The sequence below is a fragment of the Acidovorax sp. JMULE5 genome (assembly GCF_013376875.1).
Lineage (GTDB): Bacteria > Pseudomonadota > Gammaproteobacteria > Burkholderiales > Burkholderiaceae_C > Acidovorax > Acidovorax facilis.
On record NZ_CP035951.1, the window covers coordinates 4,472,242 to 4,487,558 of the forward strand.

Consider the following 15,317-nt stretch of genomic DNA (forward strand, 5'->3'; position numbering starts at 1 on the left):
GTAATGAAGCTCTCGGCTGAAATTGGTGAAGTGGAAAGCGTCGATATCGCTGCGCCCAGGCTCGGTGAGATGCTCCTTGCGGACCAGAAGTTGTCGCGCAATGACCTGGAGAGGGCGCTAGAGGTCCAGCGTTCCATGGGCGGTCGTCTGGGGCGCCTGCTTATCAGTCTGGGACTGGTGTCTGAGGTGGATGTCTACTCCGCACTGTCCCGGCAGGCCGGATTGCCTTTGGTGCGTCAAGACGCCTTCCCCAAGGAAAAGCCGGAAACGTCGCGGTTGAACACCAGCTTTTTGCTGGCCAACAACCTGCTTCCCTTGGGAAATGCAGAGGACGCTGAGTCCACGCCGGATTTCGCGTCGGTAGATCCGAAGAGCGCGGCATTGCGCGATGCACTGCGCCTTGTCTTTGGGGATGCTCCCAGGGTCTTTTTTGGCCTGGAGTCCGAAATATCCAGTCAGCTCAATGCCTGGTACGTCCAGGAGTCGGAGCCGGAAGGAGAAGCCGTTGCGGACCAGTTTGAGGCTTCGGAGTTCATCGAGCACCTGAGGGATATGGCTTCGGAGGCCCCCATCATCCAGCGCGTGAGCCATATCCTCTCCCAGGCTGTGGCGGCCCAGGCCTCCGACATTCACATCGAAACCTACGAAGAAAAATCGGTGGTCCGCATACGGGTGGACGGTGAGCTGTACCCCATTGACGAGATCGATAACAAGGATGCCCCCGCTGTGGTGTCCCGCATCAAGATCCTTTCGCAGCTCGACATTGCGGAACGCCGCATGCCGCAGGACGGGCGCACCAAGCTGCGCGTGCATGGCAAGGAAATGGACTCTCGCGTGTCCACCATACCCACCATGTTTGGCGAATCGGTCGTCATGCGCTTGCTGGAAAAGAACTTCGACCTGCTCTCGCTGGAGAGCCTGCACTTCACGCCACCCACTTTGAAAACCATGCGTCAGCTGCTCAGCGTGCCGCATGGGATCTTTCTGGTAACCGGGCCCACGGGTTCTGGCAAATCCACCACGCTGTATGCCTCCATGCAGGAACTGGAGGGCGAAAACCTCAAGATTCTGACTGTGGAAGATCCGGTGGAGTACCGGCTGCAATGGCTCAACCAGGTGCAGGTCCAGCCCCAGATCGGGCTGACCTTTGCGAAGGTGCTGCGATCCTTTCTCCGCCAGGATCCTGATGTGATCATGATCGGGGAAATGCGCGATGGCGAAACCGCTGAAATTGCGGTCCAGGCGGCATTGACGGGCCACTTGGTCATGTCCACCCTGCACACCAACAGCGCACTCGGGGCCATCGTGCGGCTGATCAATATGGGTGTGGAGCCCTATCTGATCACGGCGTCCGTCATTGGCGTGCTGGCGCAGCGCCTGGTGCGCAAGCTGTGTGAGGAATGCAAAGCGCCGTTGCTGCCGGACCAGGCGCAGGCTGCCGCAGCCTCCCTGGGCATGTCCATGGAGGAGGGTCAAGTCATCTATCGGTCCGTCGGTTGTTCTGCATGCCGGGGGACCGGCTACCGAGGGCGGTTGGCCGTTCATGAGTTGCTGGTAATGTCAGAAGACGTAAAAAAGGTGGTGCTCGAAAGAGGTTCTTCGTTGGGGGGCGGGGATGGCGCCTATGCCGGGGGGAACTTGTTGCAGGATGGCGCCACCAAGGTCTTCAAAGGTCTGACGACTGCGGAAGAAGTCCTGCGCGTTGCGCGTCAAAATGATTGAATTTCAATACGATGGAATCACGTCCGATGGCAAGGCCTGCCAGGGGACGATCCGCGCGCTGAACGTGGAGACCGCGCGACTGCGACTCATTGGGCAGGGCGTGACGCCGGTCCGTATTGCAGACGAGTCGGCAGCAGTTGCCCAAGATGAGCCGCAAAGCCGGGGGGGCAAGCTCAAACGTGGCGAGATCCTTTTGTTCAGCCGCGAGATGGCCCACCTCAAGCAGGCCAACATGCCGCTGGACAAGGCGCTGGTCATGCTCAAGGAGACGGCCAACACGGAGCGGCTGAAAGCGTTCATTGCCAAGGTCGAGGAAGGGGTGCGTGGCGGTAAGTCTCTGTACCAGTCGCTGCTGCCGTTTGAGCGGGATCTTGGGCGCCAATATCTGGTTCTGATTCGGGCGGGGGAAACTTCTGGTTCGCTGCATGTGGTTCTGAAAGAACTCACGGTGCAACTGGAGGCAGAGGACAAGCTTCGCAACTACGTCATTTCCTCCATGACGTATCCCGTCATCTTGCTGATTGTTGCGGTGCTGTCCGTCGTGATGCTCCTGGCATTTGTGGTTCCCCAGTTTCGGGAAATTTTTGATTCCATGGGCGACAAACTGCCTTACTCCACGCGGTTGGTGGTCGATCTCAGTGATCTGATCCGCTCGCACTGGATGGCAATCCTGTTAGGCTTGACGGTGGTCTTGTTCCTGGGCTCCCGCTGGGGCGCGACGCCTGCGGGGCGGTTGCGCATTGACAGTGTGCTGTTGGATCTCCCCCTGTTCGGCAAGGTGTTGCGGAATCTGCAGTTTGCTATTTATTTCCGCACCTTCGGCATCTTGTTGCAGCGGGGTGTACCCATGGTGGATGCGTTGCGCATTGCTGTGGACACACTGACCAATACCGCATTGCGCAAGGATATTGAACCTCTGGTGGGCATTGTAAAAACAGGCAAACGACTTTCCACAGGGTTTGTCTCTCCTTACTTCGGGAAATCCAGCACCCCGCAGCTTATTCGGGTTGCAGAGGAAACAGGGCAGCTTGATATTACTCTGCTGGGTTTGGCGGATCGTTATGAGGATGAAGGTCGGCGTACCATGGGGCGTGTTTTGGCAGCCATGGAACCCTTGATTATTATTGTTTTGGGGGCCTTGGTTGCCTTCATTATTATTGCGATTCTGGGTGGCGTTTTGTCGATCAACGACACAATTTGATTCTGGATTATTTGAGAGATTTTGAAATGAATGTAGTGAATTTTGAACACAAAGCAATGGCGCGAGCGCAGCGTTCCTCGGGCTTCACGCTGATTGAATTGCTGGTGGTTCTGGTGATTCTGACGTTGCTTGCCGGGCTGGTGGGCCCGAAGGTGCTTGATCAACTCGGCGGTGCCAAGTCCAAGACGGCCCGCATTCAGATCTCGGAAATTGAGCAGAGCCTGGACCTTTTCAAGCTGGACGTCGGTCGTTATCCCAATGATGCTGAAGGGCTGCGTGCCCTGGCAGAGCGGCCCGCAACGGCCCAGGGATGGAATGGCCCTTACCTGAAGAAGGGCCTGCCTTCTGATCCTTGGGGTGCCGCCTATTTGTACAAAAACCCGGGACGCAATGGCGGGCCCGACGTGTTCTCTCTGGGGTCCGACGCCAAGCCGGGCGGTGACGGTGAGAACGCGGACGTTTTTAACTGACGCTCTGTTGCGCTTTCCACTCCCCAGTGCCGTCTGGTGACTTGTTTCGCATGAGCCGCCCTTTGTTGGCGTCAGACCTCCGCATCCGTGGCTTCACGTTGTTGGAGATGCTGGTCGTGCTGGTGCTGGCTGCCATTACTGTCTCCGTGGTGGGGGCGGGCGGGCAGGCGTACATGGAGCGTTCACGCTACAACCAGACGGTACGGGATGTTTCCAGCCAACTGAACAAAGCGCGTGCGCTCAGCGTCCAGGAAGGCCGTTCGGTGGCCGTGACCTACCAGCCAGACATTCGCAGGCTGGTGGTGGATGGGCGCCTGGCTCTGGAGGTGCCTGCATCACTGGTGGTTCAGTGGGAAGCGATTGAACGCAATTCGCGCACTGGCAAAACTGCAACTGCCGTGGGAGAACCTATTTTGTGTTCAATTCCGACGGCGGCGCACGTGGCGGGCGGCTTGCAGTGCTAAGAGGTGGGCAGGGCGTCAGCTTTCGCGTGAACTGGCTCCTTGGGACGGTGGAGCAATCCATGGTCGTGGCCCAGTCATGACCGTGACGTGCTGTCTGTTGCCCCTGATTGATCCTATTTTCAAGTCATTCAGGCGAGCGCCTCGGAATCAACGGGGGTTCAGTTTGCTGGAGGCCTTGGTCGCCATGGCAATTGCTTCCATTGCGCTGGCAAGTCTTTACCGCAGCGTGGGGCAAGGCTCCAAGAATGTGGTGGATGTGGAGGCTCGGGTGGAGGCCTCTCTCGTGGCCAGGTCGGCAGTGGCTGCTGGAACCTTTGCAGAGGATTTGATGCGACAGGATTCCGGACGGGCAGGCGATTGGAGTTGGCGGATTCAGGTGGCGCCCGAACCGGTCCAAATGATGGACGAGAGTGGTCGCCCGGTAGCCGGGCCACCTTTGCGTGCGGCAAGGGTGACCGTAGAGGTCAGTAAAGATGGTGTGACGGCTGTCACATGGACCACATGGAAGCCCTACAGGTCCGCACCATGACCCACTCTTTTCGAAAAACTTCCCGCGGTTTTACCTTGTTGGAGTTGCTGGTCGCATTGGCCGTGACGTCCGCAGTGGTCGCTCTGATGTTTGCGGGCGTGGGAGTCATCGGGCGTTCGGAAGAGCGCAACCAGCGTGTCATTGAGCGCTCTGAGCGCATGTTGGTGGTCAGCCAATGGCTTGGGCGCAAGTTTGACACCCTGCGCTTGTTGAGTCGGCGCGACGAAAACATCTTTGTGAATTTCTTTAGCGGAAATGCTGCGGGTGCGATCTGGGTGGCGCCATTGCCAGAGCGGGGGGATGCTGGGGGACTCTACGTATTTCGCATGAGCCCCCTGCGCCATGCTGATGGGCGCGTCGATCTGTCGGTAGAAGCCGTTCCTTATGACGGAGCACTGATGGCGCTGGACTGGGGCAAGGCTTTGCGCGAAACACTTCTGCCGGATGTGCGAACGCTTCAGTGGCATTACCAGGACGGTCTGACGGGTCAGTGGACTCAGCAATGGGACTCTGCCAAAGCGCAGTACCCGGCCCGTATCCGGGTGGAAATTGCCGATGCGCGCGGAGACTGGCCTCCTCTGGTGTTCCCTCTCGCGAGGGCAAGGTGATGAAGCGGTGGAAACGCGGCAGCCGGGGCGCAGCGCTGATTCTGGTGCTGTGGCTGGTTGCGTCCTTGTCATTGGTGGTGATGGCGAGTTCACGGGGGATTCGCCAGCAAACGCAGCGCGCAGCGCTGGATTTGGAACGCTTGCGAGCAGAGTCCGTGCTGGACGCCGCGATTCAACTGACAGCGCAGCGAATGATGTCCGAAAAGACCGCAGACAGCTGGTACCGCATTCAACGTTTGCCAATGGGGTCCAATGACATCTGGGTGGAGGTCACGCCCTCTGGAGGTCTGGTAGACGTCAATGTCGCCAGCGAAGCTCTGCTGCAGGCGCTCTTTCAAAGAGCCGGAGGGCTCTCCTCGGGGGAGGCCGCCATCTTGACTTCACGTGTGCGGGACTTCATCGACCCTGACGACACGCCAGGTGGTGTGGGCGGGGCTGAGGCTGCCCAATACCGCGCTGCTGGCTGGCCTTCCCTGCCTCGAAATGGCGCGCTGGATGACCTTTCTGAACTGAGATCAGTCCTGGGAATGACGTCTGAGCTCTATGAGATAATCGCGCCCCACTTGGGTATCAATGGGCAGCAACGCATCGAAATCGATTCAGCCCCCCCGCTCTGATCGACGTCCTCACGGGACAGCCAGGTTTGGGGGCGCGCATTCACAACTCCCCACCGGAAACGCGGGCTGGCGTGCTTTTGACAGGAGCTGCAGCCGAATTTTTCTCGCCTGCCCGCGCTGGGGGCGGTCTGACAGTGCGCCTCAATGCTTTTGTGCGGGCTGAAGGTGATCGCTGGTGGCAGCGTGAGGCATGGATCGATCTCAGCGAGCGTCCCGGTGGTCTGACGCCCTGGACAACGCTCTCTTTGGAGCCGACACGCCGCTTAAACAAGCCGGAACAGGAATTCAAGCCATGACAGGTTGGGGGCAGCTATCTCTTCGTGCGCAAAAAACACTGGACCGAATGGCATGGGGTTTCGGTGATCTCAAGCGCGTTCTCATGGAGCATGGCGCCTGGCCTGCAGTCGCGAGTGCAGCCATTGCGTCCGACGGAGGGCGTTGGACCATCACTGGAACCCGTGCCCGCAAGCGCGCCAACAATCGAAAGGCTTCGAGCCTGCTGGTACCGGAGTCCGGCTGTCTTTGGGGCACCGTGCAGTTGCCGGATATGCCGCGGCGCTCGTTGGCAGGCGGCGTCGAAGAAGCCCTGTGGCGGGTCTCTCCCATGCCGCCGGAACAGATTGTGGCGGCATGGTGGGCAGAACCTCAAGCCCAAGGTGGTTGGATGGTGGAGTGGGGCATGTGCCGACGCAACACCCTGGCCGAGCAAATGGCGCAGCACGGGTTTGCCGAAAATGCGCCTGTGTATCTGATGCGCCAGGGGCGCGCGCTTCCCGTCCGTACTGCGGCGTGGCAAAAGCAGTACAACCGCCAGCGTTGGATGGATTGGTTGGGGGTGGGGCTGGTGCTTGTCCTGCTCGCAGCATTGTCATTGCCGGCACTCATGCCGCTGGTCTTGAAGCGCCAGGCCGTGGTCCGCGCTGTGGAGCACGTCAACATGCTGGAGCCCAAGGCGGCTCCCTTGCGCCAGAAGATGGATGAACTGCGTCGCCAGGCAGAACTGGCGGAAGAGCTTCGCAAGAACATCAGCACGGACCTGCCTCTCGCCAGTGTCGTGGATGCGCTTTCCGCCGCTATTCCTGCTGACACCTGGCTGGATCGCATCGAAGTCAACGGTAGCGAAATCCGGATCACGGGCTTGACGGCAAATGCTACCGAACTTATTGGGCATCTAGGGCGCCAGCCTGGCCTGGTGGATGTGCGCGCCACCGGGGCAAATGTGCGCGACGGCACGCTGAATAAAGAGCGCTTCACGTTTGAAATGCGCTGGCGGGGCGAGGGGGCAAAACCATGAAAATGAATGTATGGCGCCGTCATTCGGTGGTTTTGCTGCTGGTGCTGCTTGTTGGCGCCTTTGCTTGTGCCGCTCTGATTTACAGCACTCTCTGGGCGCGTTACAACAACGCCCTGCAACAACTGGAGCCCCGTAGCGAACGCCTGGAAGGGGTGGTGAACGCCGGCGCTGAAATCGAAACCCTGCTCAGCGCAGCAAGCAGTACGGTGGCCCCGCTGGTGCACCCTGCTGGCGAAACTTCTCAAAACGATATCCAGCAGAAGCTTCGCCAGATGATCATGGCTTCTGGTGGCACGCTGGTTTCATCCCAGGTCGCGCTGGAGCCTGGGGTGGATGGCAAGCTGGCGCGCATACGCTTGACGGCAACCGTGAATGGTGAGTGGGTCAAGTTGGTGAGCTTTATGGAAAGTCTTCAGACGCACCGCCCTCCTTTCTGGGTGCGCACCGCCAACATCACGCGTGAGGGGGCAAGTTCTGGCGCGGGTCCGCAAAATGCACGCCTGTCTTTGCAGCTGGAGGCCCCCTTGGCACCAGAAAAGGCCAAGCCATGATCAAACCCTGGTACGTCGGCCCCGTCCTGGGTGCCGTAGCTGTGGCTGCGAGCGCTTACTGGTGGCATACCGAAAAAGAGCGCTGGAACCCGCCGCAAGCGCGCCGGCCCGATCTTCCAAAGGTTGAGCCCATGCCCCCGGTGATTAAGGTCCGGGCAAAGCAGGCAGTGGAGCGCCCCTTGTTGTGGGCATCGCGGCGCCCGGTGGCGGTGGAAGAAAAAAAGACCAGTCTGGTCACGGAGTTGCTGCAGGCGCGCCTCACTGCAGTATTTGAGTCTGGCAAGGAGCGTGTGGCCATCTTGCAGCGCCCCGATGGCAGCACCCTCAAGATCACCGGGGAAACCAAACCCTGGCGAGTTGAATCCTTTGATGGCCGCAAGGCTCTCTTTGTGTCTGCGGATGACCAACGTGTAGAGCGCCCGCTGGAAGCGGGAAGTGCGGCGGCCGTGAAAGCCGGACCGATCGGTGACCGCCTGCGCAGGCCTGCAACAAATCAATAAGCCCTAGCGGCGTACCCCAATATTGGAGCTATCTCTATGAATATTCGGCCATCCATCCTCTTGCTCGCATTGCTGGCGGCAGGCTGTGCCAGCACGCAGGGAGGTCCTGCGGCGTCTGGAGTTACGGACTCCAAGGTCGCGGTTGGCGGAGCACCGGGGCCATCGCAGCCTGTTGCAGCTGCGGCTGCGCCAGTGGCGCCAAGCCCTGCACCGGCGGCGTCAGCGCCCAAGGAGCAGGCGCAAAAGAATGCCTCTTCCAGCACCAAGCTTTATCCTGGCAACGACCAGTTTTTCAAGCGCGACAAGGCGCCTGCAATCGATCCCGTGCTTGCCAAGGGCGACAAGGTGGCACTCAATTTCGAGAATGTCACTGTCAGCAACTTGGCTACAGCGTTGCTAGGAGACCTGCTCAAGCTCAACTACACCATCGACGCTGGTGGCGAAACGGTGGTGAGCCTGCATACGCGCCAGCCGCTGCTGCGCAGTCAGGTTCTGGATGTGCTGGATGCGGTGCTGTTGCCCCACGACTTGGCCATCGTCCGCGACAACGCGGGGGTCTACCACGTGACCAAGCGTACCGTTACCGTGGGCGCGCGCCCGGTGGTGGGGGCGTCCAAATTCAAGGATCTGTCGGGTGCCGGGACGGTTATCGTTCCCTTGAACCACATTGCAGCGGCCGAGATGGCCAAGATTCTGGCGCCTATCGCACCCCGTGAGGCCATCGTCTACGTGGACTCCCTGCGCAACCTGCTGGTGCTGCAGGGCAGCAAGGCCCAGTTGGGTGGCTGGCTGGAAATGGTGGAAGCGTTCGACGTGGACTTTCTCTCTGGCATGTCGCTGGGGGTGTTCGTGTTGGAAAACGCCAACGTCAACGTGGTACGGGATGCCCTGCAGGCGATGCTAGGCTCCGACAAATCCTCCGATCCCTATGGGGGGGCTGGTGCCGCACCTGCGGGGGGGCGCCTAGCACGTCGGGTTCTGCTGCAGGTGGTGCGGCCGCAAGTGGTGGTGCCAGCGGTGCCGGCGCCCAAATGGCGACCCCTTTGGGTGGCTTGATTCGCGTCTTTCCCGTTGAGCGCCTGAATGCCCTGGTGGTGGTCACGCCGCGCAGTCATTTGTTGGCCCAAGTGGAAACCTGGATCCGTCGCCTGGACCGTCCCACCGATACGCTGGAGGCCAGCCTGTTTGTGTATCCGGTGCAAAACGGCTCGGCATTGCAGCTGGCGGAAATGCTCAATGGCCTTTTTGGCGGGCAGTCCGGGCAAACCGGCTCGGGTGGTGTCGCGGCGGGCTCGGCGCCCACGCAGTTCTCTCGGGGGGCGGGGGGCTCCGGTCTGGGTACGGGCAGTACTGGCAATACGGGCAGTTCCAGCGGCCTCTATGGCAATAGCAGCAGCTCTGGCACGGGCAGTAGTCCTATGAACGCCGCGCTGGGCGCTGGCGGAAATAGAGCATCTTCGAACAACACGTCCCTCACGTCGACAAGCCAATTGGATGGCAACGTGCGTGTGGTTGCGGATGAGAAGCGCAACGCACTGTTGATTCGTGCTCCCCGCACTGAATACCGCCGGATCGAGCAGGCTCTGCGCGAACTGGACAAGGCTCCAATGCAGGTGTTGATTGAGGCCAGCATCGTGGAGGTGAGCCTTACGGGTAACCTGGAATACGGCGTTGAGTGGTACTTGCAAAACGGTCTTAGCAGGGATCGTGAAGGTGGGGCATTGCTGGACCTCGGCACCAGTGGCATAGGCCCCAAAGTGCCTGGTTTTTCGTACACCATCAGCAAGGCGAACGTGGTTCGCGCCGCGCTGAACGCCGTTGCCACAAAACAGCAGGTGCGGTTGTTGTCCAGTCCGTCTATCTTGGTTCTGAACAACCACACTGCCAACATTCAGGTCGGCCAGCAACAACCTATCCTGAGTTCAACTTCGGCCGCTACTGGCAGTAGTTTTATCAGTCAGTCCATTACATACAAAGACACTGGGGTGCTGCTCTCCGTCACGCCATCCGTCAATGCGGGGGGGTTGATCTCCATGGACATCTCTCAGCAAGTCACCGATGTGGGTGAGGAGGATGATGTGACGAAACAGCGGTCCTTTCAGACCCGGCAAATACAAACGCGTGTCGCCGTGCGTTCCGGTGAGTCCATCGTTCTGGGTGGATTGATCCGTGAAAATGACAGCAACACCCGTAGCGGTTTGCCAGGGCTTGCAGACGTCCCATTGTTGGGCGCCTTGTTCTCCAACACGTCCAACCAGCGCAACCGCACGGAGCTGCTGGTGCTAATGACGCCCCGTGCCCTGGAGGACGATGATCAGCTGCGTTCGGCCAGTGCGGAGATGCGCGAACGCATGCGCTCCTTGTCCTTGCAGGCCCAACCCATGAGTTTCCGCCCCCCAGATGCCCAGTTGCAACCTTCGCGGTGACTGCGCTTGGCTGCTATGGCCCTAGCCAGTGTGGCGTATCCCATATATAGATAGTCAATCAGGAGATTCTTTACATGACAAAACCTGTTACCCGTCGTCATCTCGTCGTGACCTTGGCAGCGCCTGCGGTTTTGGCGGTGCTGGTGGGCTGTGCCGCCACTGGAGGCGCAGTGGTGTCGGCCGAAGATGACCAAGCTGCACTTCTGGCCCGGTCGAAGGCGTACTGGGCGCTCATTCAGAAAAACGACCGCGTGAGTGCCTGGGCCTATGAGGAGATGTCCAAGGATCCGAGCGCCACCCTGGAGGGCTATCTCAAGCGTGGAGGCATTACATTCGATGCGGTGGAGGTGCGTGGGGTGCGCGCCATTGAGGGCGACCGCGCGACTGTCAATGTGTGGATGCGCTACTCTTTGCCGTTGCTGCGCTTGAAAAAGCAAGAGGCTGCGACCGAAGACGAATGGCGCCGCATTGACGGTGTGTGGCACCATGTGCAGCGGCGCAGTGTCATGTTTCCAACAGCCCAGTGATACTTCGTTGTTTGAGTGCAACAAACAAGGGTGTGTTGGGTTTCTGGTGGAAATAGGTTGAAAAAATCAAAGGTATCAGTATAAGATTGCATCAACCCAAACGGAGTACGGATGGGTTGCAGATCCCGCACAGGGTGGGAAAGCTTCCTTCAATTATCTAAGGACTGAGAAGATGAAAAAATTTGCAATGGCAGCCGTTGCAGCCGCTGCGCTGAGTGCTGGTGTGGCGCAGGCGTACACCGTGGGTACGTACAGCAATGGTTTCGTGGTTCCTAACGTGATCCACAATGGCGATACCGACACCACTGCAGTGGGTCTGGTCAACAACACCGGCAACGTTGTGCCCGTGTTCTGGACGTTCTTTGATGCGAACTCCAACCACGTCACCGACGGTTGCTTCCCCATGACCAACAAGGACTTCGAGCCCTTCGTCTGGTCGCAGCAAGCCGGTCAAGGCCTGGCTGGTACCCGTGGCTACTTGGTGTTCGCTGTGGGTGCAAACACTGCCAGCACCACCGCAGCTACCGCATGTAACGTGGCAAATGCCACCGCAGGTGTCGCCGTCAACGGTGCTATCGGCGCCAGCGCGTTCCAAGTGACCACCACCGCACAAGACGTTGCTTACGTTCCTGTGATCGACGGTCCTCTGACCCTGGCTACTGGCTCTGATCTGACGACCCTGGGCGCAACCAGCCTGCTGGCAGTCGCTGGCGCTCGTACCGTGACGGGTGGCGTTGCTTCGGCTACGCCTTCCTTTGCAATGCGCTACGCTGTGGACAACACCCTGAACGCCGGTCTGGAAACGCGTATCGTGGTGTGGTCGACTGGTGACCACCGTGGTACCCACACGGTCAACATGTTCGACGCAGCTCAAAACCGTAAGTCGGTGAACTTCGCTCTGGCGGAAGCTGAACTGTCGTTCTTCAACCCTGAAACGATCCCTGGCCGTCCAGCCAACTTCGCCGACGGTTTCATCGAGTGGTCGCCAATGGCTAAGCAGCCTGATGATTTCCCAGGTGCTGACGGTTCGTCGTTCTTCTCCCTGGGTGGTTCTGTGTTCACGTACAGCGTGATCAGCATGCCTGCCTTCGGTGCTGTGCAGTCCATCCTTGGCACGCACAACTAATTTTCTCGATGAGCGCAGCACCAGCTGCTGTGCTAAGTCAGAAAAAATGGTAGCCCTACGGGCTGCTTCAAAAAATGGCGCCTTTGGGCGCCATTTTTTTTGCATGTTTTGGGGTCTTTATGAAATTGTCTTCCTCCGCTCCTTTCCGACTGCTTGCTGTGCTAGGGATTTCGGTTTTGCTGGGTTGTCAGGCGCCCCCCGTTGCTGTGACGGGGGAGGCGCCTTCTGCCAAGGCACCGACGGATCAAAAGGCTTCGGATCGAATTGCCATTGAAGCGCACATGGTTTGGGGCGGCGAAGTACGTTGTTTTGCCAAGGGCGAATGCCGTTTCGTGTATGTTGAGCACGAAGAAGGCCGCGTCGTTCTGCAGCAGATCAATAGGCGCACGGCACGCCAACTGGATCGCCAGTCTGTGGCTTACCATCCAGACTCCGCTATCTGGCTGTCAGACACGCTGGTGGCTGCTGCCGTGGAGGCCACGGGCAGTCTCGATATCTTCAGGGTTGAGGGCGACCGCTTGGTACGGGTGCATCAGGCGCCTGTAGGTTTTGCTCCGCGGGATGTCATTCTCGTGACTGCCTCGCAAGGTCGATACAAAATGCTGGCAACACCCTACAGTGGCAAGAATGTTGCGTGGATAGATTGGCAGGAGGGTGTGGCGCAAGCGGCTGCGCCCAAGAGTGTGCGTTGGTGTGAGGCGCCTTGGCATCCTGTTCAAGTGAGCAAAGTTCCGGGCACGGCCGGTGGCGGAATTGCCGTAGCGTGTCTGGATGATCGCAAGGTGGTCGCGGTTTCCGACGTTGACCTCCTTGCTGCTCCCCGTGTGCTGGCTACTTTTGGCGCTGTGGCGCGCCACGCGCGGCCTTCTCCTTCGGGGCAATGGCTGTATGTGGCTCTGGAAACGGGTGCGCGCAATGCCCGTATCAACATGCAAACCGGGGAACTCCAATACATACAGTCACCTCTGACCGGCAGCGTCGCCGTTGCGCCCCTGTCTGACGATTTGGTGGCATGGGCTGATGACGGAAAGCTCTATCTGCAGCGCCTCGATGCCGATGCCAAAGTGCTGGAAACCCGTTGGATAAAGACTAGCGGGTTCTCTACGGGCTTGCAACTCATCGATGTCGATGGCGATGGTGAGCAGGATATTGTGGTGCTCAATTCCGTCGATGCAGTAGTGGACGTGATCTATGGCTCTCTTTGGGATCGCGCCGCTGAACGCTTGTGAGTTTGTTTTTTGCAGAAATTTCTATGACATCTACTCTGTGCAATCTGGGCTGGGTTCGCAGCTTGATCATGTGCGCCGCTGTCGCAACTGCCTCTTTGGCGAATGCGTCAGATACGTTGGTTCGTTTCTCCAATGGTGAAACGATCAGCCAGGCTGATCTTTCGGCTTATTTGGAGAAGCGCGTTGACCTTCGCCCTACCAGTCGCAGTGCTTGGGGCGTGCAAACCGTGTTGCGGGAAATGGCTGCGGTGCGGGTGTTCTCCCTGGAGGGTAAGCAGGTAGGGGTCCCACATGAAGAAGGGCGGGAGGCGCAGCGGTTCGATGATATTTATGCGCAAGCTGTGTACGCAAAGCTCGCTCCAGCCTGTACGCCTCCAGCCGACGAGAAGGCATCGCGTCAATACTTCAACGATAACCCTCAGGCTTTCCGGGTGCCGCCCATGGCCAGGCTGAGTCGCGTCATTCTGCCGGCATCTGAAACCGTCGAGGGTGAGTCGGCTGCTGCCTGGCTGATGAAGGAGGCTGGCGATGTTGCTGCAGGCAAGAAGTCGTTTGATGACCTGACCAAGCAGGCAGAGGCTGTCTACAAGCTGGATCCTCAGGGTGATTTGGGATGGATTACGCTTTTTGACGAAGAAGCCAGCGTGCTCCGTGTTTTGGCTACAGCAAAGCAAGGCGAAATGGTGGGGCCATTGCGTGAAGGTAACTTTGCCTATCTCTTCAAGGTCAATGAGAAGCGTGAAGGCCGTCAGTTGGCGTGGGAAGAGGTGGCGTTGTCTGTGCCTGCCCGTTCGGTAGCTTACTGCCGCCAGGAAGGGGCTAAGAAAGTCCGTAGCGACTTGTTTGCGAAGTATGGGGTGGAGCTGGACAACGCAGCCATCAGGGCGATGTTCTTGAAGCAGACGATGGCCAAGTAGCTTGAGCTTGGTCGAGGCAAGAGGTCAGGGTGCTGTTTTAGGGCGGCGCAGTACAATGGCAGGTTTTGCGGATTGCCATGGTGGTTAAACCAAAATGCGCAATGTGACCACAAGGCGCATGGCGCTTTCCCACCAACTGAGCTCCATGCTGACTGCCCATGACTGAAATGCGCGCCTCCGTGTTGATCCCCGTCAAGAACGGAGGGCCCTTGCTGGGTGAAGTGCTGGATGCCGTGCTCTCGCAGCAAGCGCCGTGGCCATTCGAGGTCATTGTGGTGGACTCCGGATCATCCGACGATTCTGTGGAATGCGCCCGGCAGCGTGGTGTTCGCGTAGAGACTATTCCTGCGGCAGAGTTCGGCCACGGGCGTACACGCAATCTACTGGCTTCCATGGCAAGGGGGCAGTTTCTGGTATTTATCACGCAAGATGCGCGACCTGCGAGCCCCAAATGGTTGTACAACATGGTGCAGGGCTGCGACGCTGAGCCAGGTGTGGCGGGGGCTTTTGGTCCTCATCGAGCCCATCCCCAAGCGCGGCATATTACGCACTGTGAGCTGAATCAGCATTTTGCCGGCTTTGGCGACAAGCTGTCCGTGGTTCGCCTTGAAGACCCCGCCCGGTTTGCTAGAGATCCTGGTTATCGCCAGTGGCTGCACTTTTTTTCCAGCAACAATTCATGCATCCGCCGCTCGGTGTGGGAGCAACTGCCTTTGCCAGAAGTGGCATTTGCAGAGGACCAGACATGGGCGCTGCGCGCCATTGAGGCGGGACACGCGAAGGCCTTTGTGCCAGATGCGGTGGTCTACCATTCGCACGATTTCGGTGTGTGGGAGACGTTGCAGCGCAATTTTGACGAAGCACGCTCATTCAATCTCTACTTTGGCTATCGCATTCAGGACAGCTTGGTGCAGGCTTTGAAGTCTGGTCTGTACTTGGCAAAGCGGGATCTTGGCTGGTTACGTAGCGGGGGGGTGCAGGGCTGGCGCCTTTGTAAAAATGCAATTTACATGGGCTTCATTGAAATGGCGAGGGTGTCGGGGCAATACCTGGGCACGCGCCACGACCGTTTACCCGCTTGGCTGCTGCGCTCGGTGTCGCGCGATGAGCAATTGCAGCGTGCGGGAGCTGTCTGA

General features: G+C 59.0%; 17 protein-coding genes. All 17 read left to right on the forward strand.

The genetic code is table 11. The features are described from left to right. Positions 1-3: 3 nt before the first annotated feature. The 17 genes from EXV95_RS20380 to EXV95_RS20460 all read left to right on the forward strand — a co-directional run bounded on the left by EXV95_RS20380 (position 4) and on the right by EXV95_RS20460 (position 15,317). Positions 4-1,722 (forward strand): GspE/PulE family protein, encoded by a 1,719-nt coding sequence (locus EXV95_RS20380; protein ID WP_176888240.1) that lies wholly within the window; start codon positions 4-6, stop codon positions 1,720-1,722. Next, positions 1,715-2,923: a type II secretion system F family protein gene (locus tag EXV95_RS20385; protein ID WP_176888241.1), complete on the forward strand. Its 1,209-nt coding sequence runs from the start codon at positions 1,715-1,717 to the stop codon at positions 2,921-2,923. The genes EXV95_RS20380 and EXV95_RS20385 overlap by 8 nt, the downstream gene beginning before the upstream one ends. A 26-nt stretch (positions 2,924-2,949) precedes the next feature. Continuing rightward, positions 2,950-3,393, forward strand: coding sequence for a type II secretion system major pseudopilin GspG (gspG, locus tag EXV95_RS20390; protein WP_055396821.1), 444 nt, complete (start codon positions 2,950-2,952; stop codon positions 3,391-3,393). Between the two features lie 50 nt (positions 3,394-3,443). Beyond that, complete coding sequence (locus EXV95_RS20395; RefSeq protein WP_176888242.1) at positions 3,444-3,857, forward strand: prepilin-type N-terminal cleavage/methylation domain-containing protein; 414 nt, start codon at positions 3,444-3,446, stop codon at positions 3,855-3,857. A gap of 76 nt (positions 3,858-3,933) precedes the next feature. Beyond that, entirely contained in the window at positions 3,934-4,386 is a 453-nt protein-coding gene (locus tag EXV95_RS20400) for a prepilin-type N-terminal cleavage/methylation domain-containing protein (RefSeq protein ID WP_176888243.1), read from the forward strand. Continuing rightward, the gene (locus EXV95_RS20405) at positions 4,383-4,994 is read left to right on the forward strand and encodes a prepilin-type N-terminal cleavage/methylation domain-containing protein (protein WP_176888244.1); all 612 of its coding nucleotides are present in this window, start codon (positions 4,383-4,385) and stop codon (positions 4,992-4,994) included. The genes EXV95_RS20400 and EXV95_RS20405 overlap by 4 nt, the downstream gene beginning before the upstream one ends. Beyond that, positions 4,994-5,611, forward strand: a complete 618-nt coding sequence (locus tag EXV95_RS20410; RefSeq protein WP_255484818.1) for a general secretion pathway protein GspK — start codon at positions 4,994-4,996, stop codon at positions 5,609-5,611. The genes EXV95_RS20405 and EXV95_RS20410 overlap by 1 nt, the downstream gene beginning before the upstream one ends. 292 nt (positions 5,612-5,903) lie before the next feature. Next, complete coding sequence (locus EXV95_RS20415) at positions 5,904-6,905, forward strand: PilN domain-containing protein (RefSeq protein ID WP_055396812.1); 1,002 nt, start codon at positions 5,904-5,906, stop codon at positions 6,903-6,905. Then, a complete protein-coding gene (gspM, locus tag EXV95_RS20420) occupies positions 6,902-7,456 on the forward strand; it encodes a type II secretion system protein GspM (protein ID WP_176888245.1) in 555 nt (184 codons plus the stop codon). Before EXV95_RS20415 ends, gspM begins: the two co-directional genes overlap by 4 nt. After that, on the forward strand, positions 7,453-7,956 hold the full coding sequence (locus EXV95_RS25045; RefSeq protein WP_228897412.1) for a hypothetical protein: 504 nt from the start codon (positions 7,453-7,455) through the stop codon (positions 7,954-7,956). The genes gspM and EXV95_RS25045 overlap by 4 nt, the downstream gene beginning before the upstream one ends. 36 nt (positions 7,957-7,992) lie before the next feature. Next, positions 7,993-9,012: a hypothetical protein gene (locus EXV95_RS20430; protein WP_176888246.1), complete on the forward strand. Its 1,020-nt coding sequence runs from the start codon at positions 7,993-7,995 to the stop codon at positions 9,010-9,012. Further along, positions 8,988-10,382: a type II secretion system protein GspD gene (locus EXV95_RS20435; RefSeq protein WP_176888247.1), complete on the forward strand. Its 1,395-nt coding sequence runs from the start codon at positions 8,988-8,990 to the stop codon at positions 10,380-10,382. Before EXV95_RS20430 ends, EXV95_RS20435 begins: the two co-directional genes overlap by 25 nt. A 74-nt stretch (positions 10,383-10,456) precedes the next feature. Continuing rightward, positions 10,457-10,909, forward strand: coding sequence for a hypothetical protein (locus EXV95_RS20440; RefSeq protein WP_176888248.1), 453 nt, complete (start codon positions 10,457-10,459; stop codon positions 10,907-10,909). Between the two features lie 172 nt (positions 10,910-11,081). After that, positions 11,082-12,035, forward strand: coding sequence for a hypothetical protein (locus EXV95_RS20445; protein WP_176888249.1), 954 nt, complete (start codon positions 11,082-11,084; stop codon positions 12,033-12,035). 119 nt (positions 12,036-12,154) lie between these two features. After that, complete coding sequence (locus tag EXV95_RS20450; RefSeq protein WP_176888250.1) at positions 12,155-13,264, forward strand: VCBS repeat-containing protein; 1,110 nt, start codon at positions 12,155-12,157, stop codon at positions 13,262-13,264. A 23-nt stretch (positions 13,265-13,287) separates the two neighbouring features. Beyond that, positions 13,288-14,181 (forward strand): peptidyl-prolyl cis-trans isomerase, encoded by an 894-nt coding sequence (locus EXV95_RS20455; RefSeq protein WP_255484819.1) that lies wholly within the window; start codon positions 13,288-13,290, stop codon positions 14,179-14,181. Between the two features lie 158 nt (positions 14,182-14,339). Beyond that, positions 14,340-15,317, forward strand: a complete 978-nt coding sequence (locus EXV95_RS20460; RefSeq protein ID WP_176888251.1) for a glycosyltransferase family 2 protein — start codon at positions 14,340-14,342, stop codon at positions 15,315-15,317.

Coding starts and splice junctions, on each gene's coding strand:
- EXV95_RS20380 (WP_176888240.1), top strand. CDS start 4: ATGAAGCTCTCGGCTGAAATTGGTGAAGTGGAAAGCGTCGATATCGCT.
- EXV95_RS20385 (WP_176888241.1), top strand. CDS start 1,715: ATGATTGAATTTCAATACGATGGAATCACGTCCGATGGCAAGGCCTGC.
- gspG (WP_055396821.1), top strand. CDS start 2,950: ATGAATGTAGTGAATTTTGAACACAAAGCAATGGCGCGAGCGCAGCGT.
- EXV95_RS20395 (WP_176888242.1), top strand. CDS start 3,444: ATGAGCCGCCCTTTGTTGGCGTCAGACCTCCGCATCCGTGGCTTCACG.
- EXV95_RS20400 (WP_176888243.1), top strand. CDS start 3,934: ATGACCGTGACGTGCTGTCTGTTGCCCCTGATTGATCCTATTTTCAAG.
- EXV95_RS20405 (WP_176888244.1), top strand. CDS start 4,383: ATGACCCACTCTTTTCGAAAAACTTCCCGCGGTTTTACCTTGTTGGAG.
- EXV95_RS20410 (WP_255484818.1), top strand. CDS start 4,994: ATGAAGCGGTGGAAACGCGGCAGCCGGGGCGCAGCGCTGATTCTGGTG.
- EXV95_RS20415 (WP_055396812.1), top strand. CDS start 5,904: ATGACAGGTTGGGGGCAGCTATCTCTTCGTGCGCAAAAAACACTGGAC.
- gspM (WP_176888245.1), top strand. CDS start 6,902: ATGAAAATGAATGTATGGCGCCGTCATTCGGTGGTTTTGCTGCTGGTG.
- EXV95_RS25045 (WP_228897412.1), top strand. CDS start 7,453: ATGATCAAACCCTGGTACGTCGGCCCCGTCCTGGGTGCCGTAGCTGTG.
- EXV95_RS20430 (WP_176888246.1), top strand. CDS start 7,993: ATGAATATTCGGCCATCCATCCTCTTGCTCGCATTGCTGGCGGCAGGC.
- EXV95_RS20435 (WP_176888247.1), top strand. CDS start 8,988: ATGGCGACCCCTTTGGGTGGCTTGATTCGCGTCTTTCCCGTTGAGCGC.
- EXV95_RS20440 (WP_176888248.1), top strand. CDS start 10,457: ATGACAAAACCTGTTACCCGTCGTCATCTCGTCGTGACCTTGGCAGCG.
- EXV95_RS20445 (WP_176888249.1), top strand. CDS start 11,082: ATGAAAAAATTTGCAATGGCAGCCGTTGCAGCCGCTGCGCTGAGTGCT.
- EXV95_RS20450 (WP_176888250.1), top strand. CDS start 12,155: ATGAAATTGTCTTCCTCCGCTCCTTTCCGACTGCTTGCTGTGCTAGGG.
- EXV95_RS20455 (WP_255484819.1), top strand. CDS start 13,288: ATGACATCTACTCTGTGCAATCTGGGCTGGGTTCGCAGCTTGATCATG.
- EXV95_RS20460 (WP_176888251.1), top strand. CDS start 14,340: ATGACTGAAATGCGCGCCTCCGTGTTGATCCCCGTCAAGAACGGAGGG.